The organism is Moraxella caprae DSM 19149 (assembly GCF_000426885.1).
GTDB lineage: Bacteria > Pseudomonadota > Gammaproteobacteria > Pseudomonadales > Moraxellaceae > Moraxella > Moraxella caprae.
In genome coordinates this window covers 42,695-59,424 of the sequence record NZ_AUGF01000001.1, presented here as the reverse complement: position 1 = coordinate 59,424, position 16,730 = coordinate 42,695, and the positions used below count along the sequence as shown (strand labels likewise).

At 46.0% G+C, this 16,730-nt stretch carries 15 protein-coding genes; 6 read left to right on the top strand and 9 right to left on the bottom strand.

Features of this window, described 5'->3' with window-relative positions; genetic code table 11:
- Positions 1–488 precede the first annotated feature (488 nt).
- Entirely contained in the window at positions 489–1,751 is a 1,263-nt protein-coding gene (gltS, locus tag K941_RS0100345; protein WP_029102023.1) for a sodium/glutamate symporter, read from the bottom strand.
- Between the two features lie 223 nt (positions 1,752–1,974).
- Between gltS and prfB the strand changes: the two genes are divergently transcribed.
- Together prfB and K941_RS0100335 are read left to right on the top strand one after the other, a co-directional pair.
- Positions 1,975–3,070, top strand: a protein-coding gene (gene prfB / locus K941_RS0100340; protein ID WP_112742417.1) for a peptide chain release factor 2 whose coding sequence is annotated in 2 segments (ribosomal slippage) — positions 1,975–2,046 and positions 2,048–3,070 — 1,095 coding nt in all. Because the reading frame shifts where the segments join, the coding sequence is not laid out codon by codon here.
- 164 nt (positions 3,071–3,234) lie between these two features.
- Positions 3,235–4,761, top strand: coding sequence for an acetyl-CoA hydrolase/transferase family protein (locus K941_RS0100335; RefSeq protein WP_029102021.1), 1,527 nt, complete (start codon positions 3,235–3,237; stop codon positions 4,759–4,761).
- 160 nt (positions 4,762–4,921) lie between these two features.
- Here K941_RS0100335 and K941_RS14210 read toward each other — a convergent pair whose 3' ends face one another.
- Both K941_RS14210 and tnpA read right to left on the bottom strand, forming a co-directional pair.
- The gene (locus K941_RS14210) at positions 4,922–5,701 is read right to left on the bottom strand and encodes a hypothetical protein (protein ID WP_051225754.1); all 780 of its coding nucleotides are present in this window, start codon (positions 5,699–5,701) and stop codon (positions 4,922–4,924) included.
- Between the two features lie 182 nt (positions 5,702–5,883).
- Complete coding sequence (gene tnpA, locus K941_RS0100325) at positions 5,884–6,198, bottom strand: IS200/IS605 family transposase (RefSeq protein WP_084137619.1); 315 nt, start codon at positions 6,196–6,198, stop codon at positions 5,884–5,886.
- 14 nt (positions 6,199–6,212) lie between these two features.
- Here tnpA and K941_RS17665 point away from each other — a divergent pair, with 14 nt between their 5' ends.
- Both K941_RS17665 and K941_RS14205 read left to right on the top strand, forming a co-directional pair.
- Positions 6,213–6,374: a helix-turn-helix domain-containing protein gene (locus tag K941_RS17665; protein WP_228130339.1), complete on the top strand. Its 162-nt coding sequence runs from the start codon at positions 6,213–6,215 to the stop codon at positions 6,372–6,374.
- A 6-nt stretch (positions 6,375–6,380) separates the two neighbouring features.
- Positions 6,381–7,340: a transposase gene (locus K941_RS14205; protein WP_228130338.1), complete on the top strand. Its 960-nt coding sequence runs from the start codon at positions 6,381–6,383 to the stop codon at positions 7,338–7,340.
- A gap of 158 nt (positions 7,341–7,498) precedes the next feature.
- Here the strand turns inward: K941_RS14205 and K941_RS0100315 are convergent, their stop codons facing one another.
- Complete coding sequence (locus K941_RS0100315) at positions 7,499–8,659, bottom strand: MFS transporter (RefSeq protein WP_029102019.1); 1,161 nt, start codon at positions 8,657–8,659, stop codon at positions 7,499–7,501.
- Positions 8,660–8,898: 239 nt separating this feature from the next.
- Here K941_RS0100315 and K941_RS0100305 point away from each other — a divergent pair, with 239 nt between their 5' ends.
- A complete protein-coding gene (locus K941_RS0100305; RefSeq protein ID WP_029102018.1) occupies positions 8,899–9,795 on the top strand; it encodes a LysR family transcriptional regulator in 897 nt (298 codons plus the stop codon).
- Positions 9,796–9,853: 58 nt separating this feature from the next.
- Here the strand turns inward: K941_RS0100305 and accC are convergent, their stop codons facing one another.
- The 5 genes from accC to xseA all read right to left on the bottom strand — a co-directional run bounded on the left by accC (position 9,854) and on the right by xseA (position 15,497).
- Positions 9,854–11,197: an acetyl-CoA carboxylase biotin carboxylase subunit gene (accC, locus tag K941_RS0100300; protein ID WP_029102017.1), complete on the bottom strand. Its 1,344-nt coding sequence runs from the start codon at positions 11,195–11,197 to the stop codon at positions 9,854–9,856.
- Between the two features lie 10 nt (positions 11,198–11,207).
- Entirely contained in the window at positions 11,208–11,636 is a 429-nt protein-coding gene (gene accB, locus K941_RS0100295) for an acetyl-CoA carboxylase biotin carboxyl carrier protein (RefSeq protein ID WP_029102016.1), read from the bottom strand.
- A 579-nt stretch (positions 11,637–12,215) separates the two neighbouring features.
- Complete coding sequence (locus K941_RS0100290; protein WP_029102015.1) at positions 12,216–12,827, bottom strand: LOG family protein; 612 nt, start codon at positions 12,825–12,827, stop codon at positions 12,216–12,218.
- Positions 12,828–12,991: 164 nt separating this feature from the next.
- Positions 12,992–13,936: a DMT family transporter gene (locus K941_RS0100285; protein WP_029102014.1), complete on the bottom strand. Its 945-nt coding sequence runs from the start codon at positions 13,934–13,936 to the stop codon at positions 12,992–12,994.
- A 55-nt stretch (positions 13,937–13,991) separates the two neighbouring features.
- Positions 13,992–15,497 carry an exodeoxyribonuclease VII large subunit gene (gene xseA, locus K941_RS0100280; protein WP_036387073.1) on the bottom strand — a complete coding sequence of 502 codons (1,506 nt, stop codon included), beginning with the start codon at positions 15,495–15,497 and terminating at the stop codon, positions 13,992–13,994.
- 410 nt (positions 15,498–15,907) lie between these two features.
- On the opposite strand from xseA, the gene K941_RS0100265 reads away from it, so the two are divergent.
- Positions 15,908–16,681 carry a Nif3-like dinuclear metal center hexameric protein gene (locus K941_RS0100265; RefSeq protein WP_029102012.1) on the top strand — a complete coding sequence of 258 codons (774 nt, stop codon included), beginning with the start codon at positions 15,908–15,910 and terminating at the stop codon, positions 16,679–16,681.
- The last annotated feature ends 49 nt before the right edge of the window (positions 16,682–16,730 follow it).

Sequence of the window (16,730 nt, the reverse complement as noted above, 5' to 3'; positions counted from 1 at the left end):
ATTTGCAATGAAAATCACGAAAAATCGCACGTTTTTCAAGGAAAAGTGAAGTTTGATGGTCATTCTATCAGACTATCAGACAAGTTTTTGACTTCGAGCCACAATCCGACCGCTTAATTTTAAAAAATTAAGTTAAAATCTTAAAATTTGTCTGATTAAGTGGTCGGACAGCCATTTTTCATGCAAAAATTGATTTAAAACGTTAAATTTCCATCTTATTTTATAAAAATGTTATCAATGACAGGCATGCCCTAGATAAAATACGCCAATAACAACGGTGTTTATTTTGACAAAATCATCGCTTATTCAGATTCAAAAAAGATTTACCGCTTTTGAGTTTTGCTGATAAGGCGGTGTATGTTTGCCCTGATGAGGTGTTAACCGCTCATGCAACAGAGTAGGGATGGGAGGTGGTGGATTGGCGGATTTGATGAGAGATTTACCAACAAAAAAGGCGTACCGAGAATACGCCTTTTTATTTATGCCGATTATTTCATAAATGGCAACATCAAGAAGCCTTGTAGCACCACTAGGTTCATCAAGTCTACAAAAAACGCCCCTACCATCGGGATAATCAAAAATGCTTTGTGGGACACGCCATAACGGTCGGTAATGGCTTGCATGTTTGCCACGGCGGTGGGGGTTGCACCCATACCAAAACCACAATGACCTGCCGCCAGTACTGCCGAATCGTAGTTTTTGCCCATGACTCTAAACGTCACAAAATAGGCAAACAAAATCATCACAATGGTCTGTACAACTAGGATGATAACCAAAGGACCTGCTAAGTCGGCAAGTTCCCACAGCTTTAATGACATGAGTGCCATTGCCAAAAATAGGCTTAAAGAGGCATTACCAAACACATCAATGGCACGGTCAAACATATCAAAATTAAAAAGATTGGTCAAAACGTTACGCAAAATCACGCCTGTAGCCAATGCCCATACAAAGGTCGGAACTTTAAGCTGAGCTAACCACTCGATGTCTTTGGCGACACCGCTCATATAGTCGGCAGCCACCAAACACACAGCAAACAAAGCCAAAGTCTCCACTGCAGACACAGCAGTAATCAGGCGGACACTGTCAGACTTTTCAAACACGGTGTTGTTGGCATCATTATTACCGTCTGTTTTTTCAAGATTGGCGTTGTTTGGTGCGGTATTAACAGTTTGTATGCCCATATTTTTGATAAGACGTTTTGCCACAGGGCCGCCGATAAGACCGCCTGCCACCAAGCCATAAGTCGCTGCCGCAATACCCATGGTAATCGCCCCTGTTACGCCATAGTCGTTTTCAAGGGTTGCCCCCCACGCACCTGCCGTGCCATGACCACCAATCAAGCTGATAGAACCTGCCACCAGACCCATGATAGGGTCAAGTCCGAGCATGGATGCCAGTGCCACACCCACCCCATTTTGTACAAGTAGGAAAAAGCCAACCAGCACTGTCAAGATAATCAGTGGTAACCCACCTGCTTTTAGACGGCGAAAATCTGCCGACAAGCCGATGGATGAGAAAAACATGAGCATACAGGCGGTTTGGAGTTCCTTTTGGATGTTAAAAACGTAGCCATATTGGAAATTTAAAAAATAAATGATGGCAGCTGCAAGTAACCCACCTGCCACAGGCTCAGGGATGTTAAAATCTTCTAAAAATTTAATCTTTTTAACCAAAAATTGCCCCACCAGTAGGACAATGGTCGCCAAAATCAGCGTATAGTAGCCGTTTAGCGTGATTTCGGTGAGTTCCATGTAAACTCCTTATTTAAAATAATATGCCCTAAAAGAGCTTAATTGATTGTTAATTTTTTTAAAGATATAATTTTCAATGATTTACAAAAATCAGTTGAAAATGGTGTATTATAAACAAAAAGTTACAATAAAGCAAATCATGTGTTTTTAGGTTGTGTTTGTTTTTTCGCATTTGTAGAGAAAATTTGTTATAATAAGCTTTTTATTTTTTAAGGTAATCATCATGGAAATCGCCCCATATCAAGAACAAATCAAAGACCTACACGCTCGTGGCAAAGAGCTTTGGGGGTATCTTTGACGTCGAAAGCAAAAAAGAACGCCTAGAAGAAGTTAATCTAGAACTAGAAAACCCCGACATCTGGAACGACCCTGAGCTTGCCACCAAAATCAGCAAAGAAAAATCCGTCCTAGATGGTATCGTGGGTGTGGTGGACGGCTTGACCGTCAAGCTAGATGACGCTGCCGCCATGTTAGAGCTTGCCGTAGAAGCGGACGATGAGAGCCTGCTGGCAGACGTGCAAGCCGAGCTTGATGATGCCCTAAAAAGCGTGGAAGACTTAGAATTTAAACGTATGTTTAGCGGCGAGATGGACGCTAACAACTGCTACCTAGACATACAGGCAGGCTCTGGCGGGACAGAAGCCCAAGACTGGTCGGAGATGCTCTTGCGTATGTATCTGCGTTGGTGCGAGTCGCATGGCTTTAAGGCGGAAGTTTTAGAAGTCTCCGAAGGCGGTGTGGCAGGCATTAAGTCGGCAACCATTGCGGTCAAGGGTGATTATGCTTTTGGTTGGCTTCGCACCGAGATTGGCGTTCATCGTTTGGTGCGTAAATCTCCCTTTGACAGCAACAACGGTCGTCATACGTCATTTTCGGCAGTGTTCGTCTCCCCCGAGATTGACGACAACGTGCAGATTGACATCAATCCTGCCGACCTACGTATCGATACCTATCGTTCAAGTGGGGCAGGCGGTCAGCACGTCAATACCACCGACTCTGCCGTGCGTATCACGCACGGGCCCACAGGCGTGGTCGTGGCGTGTCAAAACGAGCGTTCACAGCACGCCAACAAAGACACCGCCATGAAAATGCTCCGTGCCAAACTCTACGAGCTTGAAATGCAAAAACGCATGGAAAAACAGCAAGCCCTAGAAGACAGTAAATCTGACATCGGTTGGGGGTCGCAAATCCGCTCCTATGTGCTTGATGATTCACGCATTAAGGATTTACGTACGGGCGTTGAGACGTCCAACACACAAGCGGTGTTAAATGGTGATTTGGATAAGTTTATTGTGGCAAGTTTAAAGGCGGGACTTTGATTTTTAAAATCAATTATGATAAATGGTAATGATTGATTTTGCCTGTCAAAAAATCCTGCTAAATATTGTAACAAACTATTTATTTTATCCCTAACAGGTGTTAAAATCTTAGCACCTGTTTAAAAGGGTATTTTTAATTTCCATGACTTCAATAAGGAATGATTATGTCAATTGACCGTGTTCGCCACGCTACTTTGCGTGAAAAGGTAATGAGTGCTGATGAAGCTGCCCAATTTATCCAAAATGGCATGATGCTTGCCGTTACAGGCTTTACAGGGGCAGGTTATCCTAAAGCAATGCCAACCGCCATCGCCAACAAAGCCAAAGACGCTCACGCCAAAGGCGAAAAATTTAGCGTAGGTATGGTAACAGGTGCGTCCACCGCCCCTGAGTGTGATGGCGTGCTTGCCGAAGCCAAAGCCTTGCATTTTCGCTCACCATTTCAGTCTGACCCAACCCTGCGTAACGGCATTAACGCAGGCGAAATTGCTTATCAAGACATGCACCTATCGCACGTTGAACAGCAAATGCGTCAAGGCTTTTATGGTAAATTTGACGTGGCTATCGTTGAGGCGACCGCCATTACCGAAAATGGCGAGCTAATTTTTGCGATGGGTATCGGTCATGGCGTAGAAGCGGTCAAAAATGCCGACAAAGTCATCGTTGAGATTAACGCTGCCCTAAGTGCAGGCTTAGAAGGTATGCATGACATCTATGGCGATGTAGGCTTGCCACCGCACCGCAAGCCGATTCCTGTGGTAGGGGCGTTTGACCGTATCGGTACCACAGGGCTGGCGATTGACCCCAACAAAATCGTAGCGATTGTATTTACCAACGCAGGTGACCGTAACTCTAAGTTTGCAGAACCCGATGACATCTCTAAGCGTATCGCCGCCCAAGTCATTGATTTTCTTGACCATGAAGTTAAAGCAGGTCGCTTGCCTAAGAGCTTATTGCCACTTCAATCAGGCGTGGGTAACGTAGCGAACGCAGTCATGGCAGGACTATTGGACGCTCCATTTGACGATTTGACAGGTTATACCGAAGTATTGCAAGACGGTATGCTTGATTTGATTCTTGCCAAAAAGATGAAAACAGCGTCCGCCACCGCCTTGTCATTTAGCCCAGATGCTCTGGCTCGCTTTAACGAAAACATTGAGTTTTTAAAAGACAAAATTATCCTTCGTCCTATGGAGATTAGCAACAACCCAGAAGTCATTCGCCGTTTGGGTGTGATTGGCATGAACTCCATGATTGAAGCGGATATTTATGGTAACGTAAACTCAACGCACGTCATGGGTACTCGCATGATGAACGGTATTGGCGGTTCTGGTGACTTTACCCGTAACGGCTTTTTTAGCATTTATGTCAGCCCGTCTACCGCAAAAGGTGGGGCAATCTCGGCTATCGTGCCAATGGTAAGCCACCACGACCATACCGAGCATGACGTGATGTTTATCGTAACTGAGCAAGGCATGGCGGATTTGCGTGGTAAGTCGCCAAAAGAGCGTGCCAAACTTATCATTGACAACTGCTCGCACCCTGATTACCGTGATATGCTCCGTGATTATTATGACCGTGCATTCGTGGCAAGCCAAAAATCAGGCGGTGTACACACCCCGCACCTATTGCTAGAAGCCCTATCATGGCACCAACGTTTTGTTGAAACGGGCGATATGCGTATCAAGTAATCATCGCTTTGGCAAAACAAACACCCAAGTTGTCGCTTGGGTGTTTTTTGTTCGCTATCGTTACATCTAAAACGGATGGGTGGTGTAAGATTGACGTAATTATAAACTTTTTATGGTTGAAAAATTGAACGCTATTATGAGAGCATGAATTGGCAATCAATCATGTATCACCCACCTTATTAGGATTGTCTTTTTCGGTGATGATGGGACTATTTGGGTCGCCAAAGCTCAATATATCGCCAAAGTTGGGCTGTACTTTTAAGATAAGCTGTTCTTTTTTAACCACGCCGTGATTGACCTGAGCTTTTTTTAGGTAATTTTTGATGTTCTCGGGGAGCCAACGTCCGATTTCTAAGTAGATGACGTTGCCTTTATACTCGATAAAGGGCTTGCCTTTGAGTTTGGGCGACAGCGACAACAAAAAGGGCAGGGGGTCTTTTCTAAGTAAGGTGCGATAGGCAGGCACGGCAAACTTGATAGCAGGGGTCTTCCACCATGATTTGCTGTGTAGGGTGATGATGTCGGTGTTGGAGATTTGTTCAAAGGCGAACCGCTGAACATGACGGTCAAGACGAGCTTCGGTGAGTTTAAAATTACACGCTACCGACAGGTGCATATCTAACACATCTGCTGTGCAGTAGAGTCTTAAAAAGCCATCAAAAAGTTCAAGGTGTAAATCTAGCACCATGCCGACATTTTGCACCACAAATTGATTTAGAGCATCATTAATCTGCTCCTGACTGCCCGTTACATAAATCTCATCAACCAAATCGCTTGCGGTGTTAGTGTAGCTGTGTTTGATGTTGGTTAGGATATTTTGAATGCTGGTGGTGATGTTGTCAAATAAATTTTCGTTTTCAAAGGCGAATCCTGTTTGCTCAAATCCTGCTTGTTCGTCAGAAAAATCCGCCTGTGTACGACTGTCGTAAGTGTTATTCATAAATGCTAAAAAATAAAAGGGAAATAAAAAGTTGTGCTATTGTAGCAAAAATTCGGTAAAAATGGGTAGATTTATGTGCAAATCGGGTAAATAACAATCCATCTGGTGCTGTAGGTTAACTTATCGTGCGTAATTCTCCACCTATAATCTTTGATTTAGGTGGAGATGTGAGCACTAACACCCTAATCAGGGCGTTCTTGTTTTTCGATATACTGCCTAATTGTATCAATCGTAGCACCCCCTGTCGTGAGCAAACAATACGCTCTAGTCCAAAGTACAGGCTTCCAGTAAAAGTGTGCCAAATGCTTTGCAAACTCCTTTCTCATCAATCGGCTAGTTACCGTTTTTAGATTATTGATAAATTTACTTGGCATAATATTAGGGTGCATATCAAGCAGTAAATGCACATGGTCAGCCTCCCCATTGAACTCTAACAGCTCAACCCCCCATTTTTTACGATATTTTGTGACTAACACTAAATGATACCCATATTTCAATTATCTAACAAGCCATGCTCAAAGCCTACAAATACCGAATTTATCCAAACCAGCAACAAGCCTTAGCGTTTGAACAACACTTTGGCTGTGTTCGGTTTGTTTATAATTGGGCGTTGGCATTGCAAAAACGCTACTATGCCATGTTTGGCAAGTCGTTATCTCGTACTCGAATATAAAACCAGTTGGTTAAGAAAAAGAAAACAGGCAAGTTTGCGTGGCTAAACGAGGTTAATAGCCAATCATTACTCAATGCCTTGCTAAATGTCTATACCGCTTTCACTAACTTTTTCAAAGGTCGTGCCAGTTTTCCACGGTTTAAATCTAAAAAAATCCCAGGGCGTAGCTATCAATGCCCCCAACACTGTACCGTAAATTTTGAACAAGGCATTATAAATCTACCTAAAATCAAAGGCATTAAAACTGTATTTAGTCGTAAATTTATTGGCAATATCAAAACGGTTACAATTAGTAAAACCGCCACAGGCAAATATTATGCAAGTTTATTGGTTGAAAATGATGAAACATTGCCAACACCGACAACGATAGAACCAAATCTAACACTTGGTATTGATTTAGGTATTAGCCACTTACTCAATCTATCAGACGGTAGCAAGTTTGATAATCCAAAGTATTTAACCCGTGCCAGCAAACGACTGGCGGTACAACAAAAAATCTTTGCTCGCAAACAAAAACAAAGTAAAAATTATCAAAAACAAAAATTAGCCGTTGCTCATACTCATGAAAAAGTACGACATTCTCGGCTAGACTTACACCACAAAATCACACATAGTCTTATTTGCGAAAACCAAGCGACAAGCTATGCACTTGAAGATTTGGCGGTAAAAAACATGGTAAAGAACCGAAAACTTGCCAAAGCGATTCATGATGTAGGTTGGGGTCAATTTGTTACCCTACTCACTTACAAGGCAAATTGGTATGGTAAAAATATTCTGAAAGTAAATCGGTTCTTTGCCAGTAGTAAAATTTGTTCGCATTGTCATTACAAATTAGACAGTTTGGCGTTGTCGGTGAGGAATTGGACATGTCCTAGCTGTCAAACACATCATGACCGTGATATCAATGCAAGTAATAATATACGCAATCAAGCATTAGCTGATGTAGCAGGGCTTGCTACTGTATAAAGAGTCCCCCTATGCCTATACTATTCAGCGATAGTGGCATAGCGAAAGGTAGCAAACTAAATTGCTATGGGTCGCAAAGATTCCCCCCCCACCATAACCGCTAGGTTTGGTGGTGGGAGTATGTCAAAAGGTCTGTTCATTGAAAATACCTTTTATCATCACGCCTTTTTCATAAGACCCATTACCACGCCTAACGCCAGCAGTTGCACGCCAAAGATGGTCAGTACAGCATAGAGCCATCCACCATGAGCGTAGGCGATGGCACAGACCCATGCCCCTACACTGCCCCCGCCATAGTAGCCCATGTAGTACAGTCCTGACGCCAGCGAACGCCCTTCTTTGACATGGCTTGCGATGTAGCTGATGGTCGCCGACTGCGTGATGAACACCCCTGATGACATGATGGTCAAGCCGATGATGATGAGTGGTAAGGGGGTGGATAACGTGATGAACAGCCCTGTGATGGAGCAGATGACGGCAAAGATGATGGTGCCCGTCATGCCAAAGCGAGCGATGATTTTGGCGGACAAAGGGGTGATGACCATGCCAATGAGATACAGAGCAAAAATGTTCGCCAGATGAGATGGTAACAGCCGATAAGGGGCATCGGCTAGGTGCAAGTTGATAAAGGTAAAACAGCCCACCAAGCTAAACAGTACACAGCCACCGAGCAGGCAGGCACTCATGACATGGCGGTTTTTGGTGTGGGATAGGAGCAGGCGTAGGGCATCTTGGAAGTTTTGGCTTTTTTTAAAATATTGTGATTTGGGCAGGCTTTTTAGTACCCACACCGCCCCCACCAAGGTCAGCACCGCCATGACCCCATAGCCCCACCGCCAGCCTATCCATTCGTGCAAATGCCCTGCAAAGAACCGTCCGCTAAATCCGCCCAATACCGTGCCTGCTACATACAGGCTCATCATGCCAGCGATGTTGTTGCTGTACTCTTCGCCAATGTAGGCAATGAGTACCACCGTGATACCAGGGACGGCAAGCCCCTGCAAAAACCGCCAAAAAGTCAGCCCGTCCACCGACCCTGCCATGCCGACCATGAAAGTAGGAATGGCGAGCATGAGTAGCGAGCCGATGATAAACCGCCGTCGCCCAAAGGCATCCGAGAGCATGCCCATAAAAGGCGACATCAGGGCAATCGCCATGACTGTTGCCCCAACCGCCAGCCCCACTTGTACTTCGCTTGCCTGCAATTCCTGCATGAGTACCGGCAAAATCGCCTGCACTGAATAGACCTGTAAAAAGGCAAAAAAGCCAATCATTGCAATGGTGAATTTCTGGGTAAAAGTGGGATTGTGGGCGGTCATGACATTATCAAAGATAGCAGGTAACATGGTATTGTATCACAATTTAGCAAAGCTAAGACAGATGTGAGATATTTATTAGAAAGCCACTTAAAACTAATATTTTCATCATTTTGTCTTATTTGTTTTTTAAAAAACATAACCAAAAGTAAATAAAGTTATTACCAATCCCCAAAAATTTGGTATAATATTGCACTGACAACTTTGTCATAATACGATAATCATTTACGCAGGAGTGCGACATGAATACCACCAATTTATCCACGTTCATCACCGTCATGCAAACTGGCAGTATCTCAGGTGCTGCCGAGAAACTGTTTATTACCCAGCCTGCCGTTTCCAAGCGGATTAAGAGCTTAGAAGATGAGTTTGGCACGGCACTGTTTGACACCATCGGGCGTGGCATTATCCCCACAGCATCGGCTCATGAGCTACTGCCCTACGCTAAAAAATGGCTTGAAGACTATGAAAGCTGTAAAGCCAGTCTGCTTTACTCAAAGGAAGTGGCAACGGGACGACTGGTCATCGGCACCAGTCATCATATCGGACTGCACCACTTGCCCCCCGTCTTAAAGCAGTTTATTCAAACCTATCCGTCTGTTCAGCTAGAAGTACAGTTCATGGACAGCGAAACGGCACACAAGGCGGTGCTAGAAGGCGATGTGGCATTGGCATTTTTGACCTTACCCCCGACTTTTGACAGACGACTGGCGTATCATACGCTGTGGTCTGACCCGCTGTATTTTGTCACGGGGGTACTAAGCCCATTGGCACAGCAGTCGTCTGTGAGTCTCTTGCAACTGGCACGCCATCCTGCCATTTTGCCTGCGGCGAATACTTTTACCAGTCAGATTACCTTGGCTGAGTTTAATAAGCACAACCTGCGCCCCTTTGCCACCATGAGTACCAATCCGTTAGAATCCATCCGTATGCTTGTATCGGTAGGACTGGGCTGGTCGGTGCTACCTGAGACACTCATTAATCAAGATTTGGTAAAGATTGATTTGAAAGAAAACATCGAATTACAACGGCATTTGGGGTTGGTTATTAATCCTAACCTAACTCGCTCCTCAGGCACAGATGCCTTGCTTGATATGTTAGGCATTAAAGATGTGCAGAGTGAAGAGAATCGGGCGTAATAATAAAAAACCTTGGTGAGGGCCAAGGTTTTTTATTGGTTTGTTAAAGAGTGATGAGTTAGTTGCTCTTTAATAAATGATTTTCCAAATAATGAATGTTTTGGGCTTCTTCGGTAAAGGCTTCATCTTGCAATATCACATCACGGTGCAAGGCGGTGTTGGTCTTAATGCCTTCGATGATGAGTTCATCTAGGGCGTGGAGCATTTTTTGTACGACCTGTTTGCGAGTTTGGGCGTGGCAGATAAGCTTGCCAATCATCGAGTCATAGTAGCTAGGAATGCTGTACCCTTGATACAGATGACTGTCAAAACGCACGCCAGAACCGCTTGGGGCGAATAGATTGTCAATGCGACCAGGGCAGGGCATAAAGGTCTTGGGGTCTTCGGCATTGATACGGCATTCCATGGCATGACCGTGAATGGTAATCTCATCTTGATGATAGGACAGACCATAACCTGCGGCGATTTTAAGCTGTTCGACAATGATATCAATACCCGTAATCATCTCGGTCACAGGGTGCTCAACTTGCACACGAGTATTCATCTCGATAAAGAAAAACTGCTCATTTTCATACAAAAACTCAAACGTCCCCGCCCCACGATAGCCGATTTGTTCGCACGCACGCACGCACGCATCTAAAATTGGCTGTTTGATGTCGTCAGGGATACCAGGGGCAGGGGCTTCTTCTAGCACCTTTTGGTGGCGACGTTGGAGTGAGCAGTCACGGTCAAACAGATGTAGGGCGTTGCCATTGCCGTCGCCTAGGACTTGGACTTCTACGTGGCGTGGGTTTTTCAAAAACCGCTCCATATAGACCGTATCATCACCAAAGGCGTTTTTGGCTTCGGTTTTGGCGGCTTGGACTTGATTGATAAGCTCTTCAAAACGCTCGACCACACGCATGCCACGACCACCCCCGCCAGCTGCCGCTTTGACGATGAGTGGAAAGCCGATGGCACGAGCTTGCTCTTCGGCATTGTGCAGGGTGATGGCACCGACCGAACCGGGGACAGTGGGTACGCCTGCTTGTTTCATGGCATTGATGGCAGAGACCTTGTTACCCATCAGGCGGATGTGGTCAGGGTGGGGGCCTACAAAAGTCAGCCCTGCTTCTTCGACCTGCTCGGCAAAGTCGGCATTTTCGGACAAAAAGCCATAACCAGGATGGATGGCATCCGCCCCCGTTATCTCGGCAGCGGTCAAGATGGCAGGGATGGACAGATAGCTTTGGGTGGATGGGGCATCGCCAATGCAGACCGCTTCATCACAAAACCGCAGGTGCATCAAATCCTTGTCCGCCGATGAATACACGCCCACCGTCTGTATGCCAAGCTGTTTGCACGCACGTACGATACGCAGGGCAATCTCGCCACGGTTGGCAATCAATAACTTCTTAATCATAACTCACCCGTTAGGCTTTGTAGCGAATGACAGGTTGTCCAAACTGCACCACGTCAGCGTTAGACACCAAAATCTCTTCAATGATACCGCTTTGGGTGGCTTCTAGGGGGTTCATGATTTTCATGGCTTCGATGATACCAAGCTGGTCGCCTGCTTCTACTTTTTGCCCGACTTTGACAAAAGGTGGGTCGTTCGGACTAGGGGCAGAGTAAAATACCCCGACCATGGGTGATGTCTCAACCTTACCGCTCGGGGCTTTGGGTGTGGGGGCGACAGCAGGGGTGCTATCTGATGAAATGACGGCTTGGGGGACGGCAACGGTTTGCACCGCCACGTTACGGGTCAGATGAATATAGCTGTCATCGTTGCCCAGTTCTAGGTTTGCCAAATCCTTTTCTTCCATGAGTTCAATCAACTCACGAATCTGAGCGATGTCAATGGTGGCATTCGTTGCCGTCTGTGTTTTTGTGGGTTGGGAAGTTGGTTTTTGGGTGTTTTTTAGAATGCCCATGCCGTCACCTTATAAAATATAAAAGTTTATTGTAACAAATTTTTTCAAAATCGCCTAGTGGCAATCATCGGCGTTATTGTTAAAATCGCTAACGCAAAAATTTGTATTATCATCAGGTGCATAGTGTACATGCGTACGGATATTTTGCAAGTATTTTTTGCGATTTTGGGTAAATTTTTTACAAAAATAGGGTAAATTGGGCAAAATAAAGATAAGATGTGGTTAATTTTTAACCATTTTTAATGATTGGATTGTTGATGAATGCCCTTTAAAATTTTTCTTTATAAATTGGGATTGGGCTTGTAGGGGGCGCTGGTTTTGTGTTCATACATCATTGAACATGCTTTTGGACAGGTTTTGTAGGGGCAAATTGCAATTTGCCCTATGTAACGTCTTGACTTTTGGGTAAATATGATTTGTTCTTACACGTTTAAATTTCGAATATGTCTTTAATTGAAAATAACTGTTTTAAATCAACAGCCTACATTCAGCCAGTATCACACAACATCAAGAAACAATCTCATCAAGCCATGCTGGTTTGACCCATTTGGGGGCATTGATGAATTTAAAATTTGCCATTTTGTGCAGTAGCTCTTCGCTGTTGTCGGCGATGCACAAAAGCTGTAAATTCTCTTTGGGCATAAATCCGCTCTTGGCAGTCTTGGCGAGCATGTCAAGTAGCGGATCAAAGAAATGAGCGACATTTAATAAACCGATGGGTTTGCGGATGAGATTAAGCTGAGTGATGGACAGCACTTCAAACAGCTCTTCATACGTCCCCAAACCACCTGCCATGGCGATAAAGCCGTCCGCCAGTTCGATGAGCTTGGTTTTGCGAGAGACCATGTCGGGGGTTTCGATGAGCTCGGTCAGTCCCAGATGGGCGACTTCCTTTTGTTTTAAAAAAGTGGGAATCACGCCAATGACTTCCCCACCATGCGACAACATGCTGTCGGCAAGCGTTCCCATAAGTCCGACATTGCCCCCACCATAGATAAGGCGGATATTATGATGGGCAAGGCGTTCGCCTAGGATTTGGGCGTGATGATAATAATCGGGAATCTCACCAAAGTTAGAACCACAATAGACGGTGATGTTATTTAGCTTGATGGCAGACATAAAAACTCGCTATACTTTTACTTATTTATCAAGGTAATTTGTGGGCGTTGTTACAAAAAATTCAAATGACATTTATAAAACATTTTGTCAAAACAATAAATACCCTAATTTAACAAAACTTTGATAAAAAATCAATGATGGCTTGGGGGTTTGGGTGTTGTGGTTTATCTAGATGATTTGAACAAACGATTTTTTAGCACGCCCACATAACGCCATGGCTGTACCGTACCAAGCCCCATGCCGATGAGTCCTAGCACCATGACGCCGTTTAGGGATTCGCCCAAGAGTGGCACGGCAAGTAAGGCTGAGAGAAACGGGGCAAGACTGGCAAGTCCGCCAGCGAAAAACGCCCCAAGTCGCTCTACCGCCAGCGAATATGTCATCGTGGCAAATATCATCACCATGACGCTGTGAAATGCCCCTTGGATGATGGCATGCGACAAAGATACGCCACCAAAGCCCAAACCGCCCACGCCCAAATACAGTAGCACGCCATAGATGGGCAGGTAGAGTATCGCCGACCAGATGGCGGTGCTACACATGATTTGCCATGGGCTAAATCCCCATTCTTTTAGCATGATGCCATAACCTGCCCAACAGCAGGCACAGATGACAAACAGTACATCGCCCACGCCAAAGGACAAGCCCTTGATGAGCATGAGAGCGGTCATGAGTGTGAGTGTAATGATGATAAGGATAAGTGCGATTTTGGTGTCGTGGTCGGGGCGTTTTTTGAGCAGTAGGAGCATGAGTAGGGCGGTGGCGACAGGTATCATGCCATTTAAAAATACCGCCCCATGCACCACAGGGGCAAGCAAAAAAGCACTGTACACAAGCGAGCTATAACCGACCCCACCAAACAGTGCTAAGATGACGGCTTTGGGTTGCCACAAAAACGCCGTATTTTGCCGATAGATGAGTATGGGCAAAAGTAGCCCCGCCGACACACCAAAACGCACGGCGATGATGTCCCACGCTGATATGCCCCAACTGGCGTTTAGGCGAGCAAGCAAGCTAAAACTGCCCCACACGAGCATGGTCAGTACGATACAAACGTAGCCTTGGGCGGTGGGCGAGAGCTGATAAAACAGCTGGCGTAAATGGGTCATGAACACTACCAAGCGATGGACAGATGGGGAGACAAACGGGCGATACAAAAACCGCCTATTTTACCACAGCCTTGACACGCCCGTCATGAAATTCGATGTCAATCTCGCCTTGTTTGATGGCGTTCGATGAGCCAATGACATGCCCATCTTGATGGATGAGTGCGTAGCCTTTGGTTAGGGTGCGGACAGGGTGTTGCACCAAAATCATGCTTTGTAAGTGGCGAGTCTCATCACGCAAGGCGGATAAGCGGGGTAGTAGTGCTTTGTGCCGAGATAGGGTGTGGGCGGTGGTTTGGCGAGCATGTTTGATGTGTTCGTGAGCGGTTTTGTGCTGACGGGCGAGCAGGTCGCTGATGGTTGATGAGAGTGTGTGGATGCGGTATTTGGCATGACTGCTTAGCATGCTTAACAAAAAGTCGCTGTCTTTTTTGGCAAGTTTTAGAGTTTGGCTTGCCCCATGATGGACGCTTTTCATGGCAAGATGGCTTTGCTCTTTGGCGTGGTGCAGGCGAGTGCGACTGATGTTGCTGATGGTGGTCATGGCATCTTTGGCAAGGGCGACCATGGCGACCAGATGGTTTTCGATGGCTAAGATGACCTTAGATGGCGTGTCAAAGCGAGTGTGTGCCACTTCATCAAGCAGTACCTTATCACGCTCATGCCCGATACCGACCCACACAGGCATGGGCGATTCGGCAATCAATGCCGACAACTCATAGTCATTAAGATACGCCAAATCGCCCACCGCTCCGCCCCCACGGATGATGACGAGCAGGTCAGCATGATAGGCATGGCTGGCATAAAACTCACCGATGGCGTGTGTGATGGCTGTTCTTATCTCGCTTGGGGCGTGATTGCCCTGAAACGTGGCGTGATGATAATAAAACTGGCACGCCCCCGTCTGTGCCAATCTGTCCGCTTCGGCACGAAAATCGCCCAGCCCTGCCGCCTGCTCGGGGGCGATGACGATGACGTGACGGAGGTCAAAGGGGGTGGGCAGGGCTTTATTTAGGGCGGTCAGTCCTTCGTCATGTAAGCGTTTTAGCATGGCGTTATAAGCCTGAGCCAACGCCCCGAGCGTGTAGGTGGGGTCGATGTCGCTTATGTTAATGCCAAACCCATACTGCGGATGAAAACTTGCCGAACCTTTTATCAGCACCGCCAGTCCTGCCGAGAGCGGTTTGTCTGTCTCACGGGTGAATTTGCCGACAACCGCATTTGCCCGATATCGCCACAACGTCGCCCGAGCACTGGCGATGATGTTGCCGTTGTCGTCCTTTTCGGCAAGCTCAAAATAATAATGCCCGCCCTTGGTATTGACCGCTCGCAGTTCTGCTTGTATCCACACTTCATGGTCAAAGGTGTCGCTGATGACCAGTTTCACCGCTTCTAGGTAGCTACTGAGCGATAACTGCACCCCTGCCAATGTCGGCTCATCAGATACGCCATTCATCTCATCGGCGATGGCTTGGTGTAGGGCATTGATGTCGGTACTGTTTTGGGTCTGTGCTAGTCTGTCTAGGTTTTGGTCTAGGGCGGTCAAAATGGCTTTGTGGTTCATGGTGGCTGTTTTAAAGTAAAAAGGTAAAAAGTAAAAAGGCACTTAAAAGGGCAAAATAACACTGGGGCGTGTTGAATGTTGGTATTTGCCATGAAAAATGCCTGTTTAAAAAAGCAGGGGAATCGCCCGTTTTTCATGCAAAAACATCATTTTATTACTGCAATATTTCTAAATGTTAAATTGTGTTATAAAGGGCAGGCATGCCCTAATTAAAACGTTAAATTTATCGTATTTATAAAAATGCCATCAATGTTTGGCACGCCTAAGATTGTAACAGATTTTTGATGATTTATGAATGCTGATGATGGCAAAGAGGCAGGTTTTAATTTAAAATTGCCAAAATGCCATAAATAACGTAACATAGCAAAAACTTTGAATGATTTTAAATGAGTAACGCACAAAGGCACACCATGAGCAAAAACACCCCAATTACCCCCACCAACTTAGCAAAATTTTGCGATGAATACCTACAAGCAAGCGAATTTAACGACTATTGCCCCAACGGTTTGCAAGTCGATGCCGATACGCCCATTAGTAAAGTTGTCACCGGCGTTACCGCTTGCCAAGCCTTGATGGATAAGGCGATAGAGCTAAACGCCCAAGCGATATTGGTACATCATGGCTATTTTTGGAAAGGCGAGCCTGCCCCACTGGTCGGCATGAAAGGCAAACGCATTCGCACTCTGCTCCAACACAACATCTCACTCATCGCCTATCATCTGCCCCTTGATGCTCACCCTGTCATCGGCAATAATGCAGTGCTTGCCGATGAGCTTGGCTTGACCATCACAGGGGCGTTATACCCCCATGAAAAACACCCTGTGGGCAATGTTGCCACGTGTCCGCCCACGGCATCTGCCGATTTTGCCAAAAAAATTGAGCAAGTGTTGGGACGCATGCCCCTGCACATCAGCGATGACCCTAACCGCACCCTAACCAAAATCGCCCTATGCACAGGCGGCGCCCAAGACATGATAACCCAAGCTCATGCCATAGGTTGTCAGGCGTTTATCTCAGGGGAAGCATCCGAGCGTACCACGCATTTGGCACGAGAGATGGGCGTGGATTATTTTGGGGCGGGTCATCACGCAACCGAGCGGGGCGGTGTCAAGGCGTTGGGCGAGCATTTGGCGGACGTGCTTGGGCTTGATGTGGTTTTTGTGGATATTGATAATCCTGTTTAAATGGATATTTGCCAATGATGTTTTTAAAAAATGCCCCATTTACAACGCC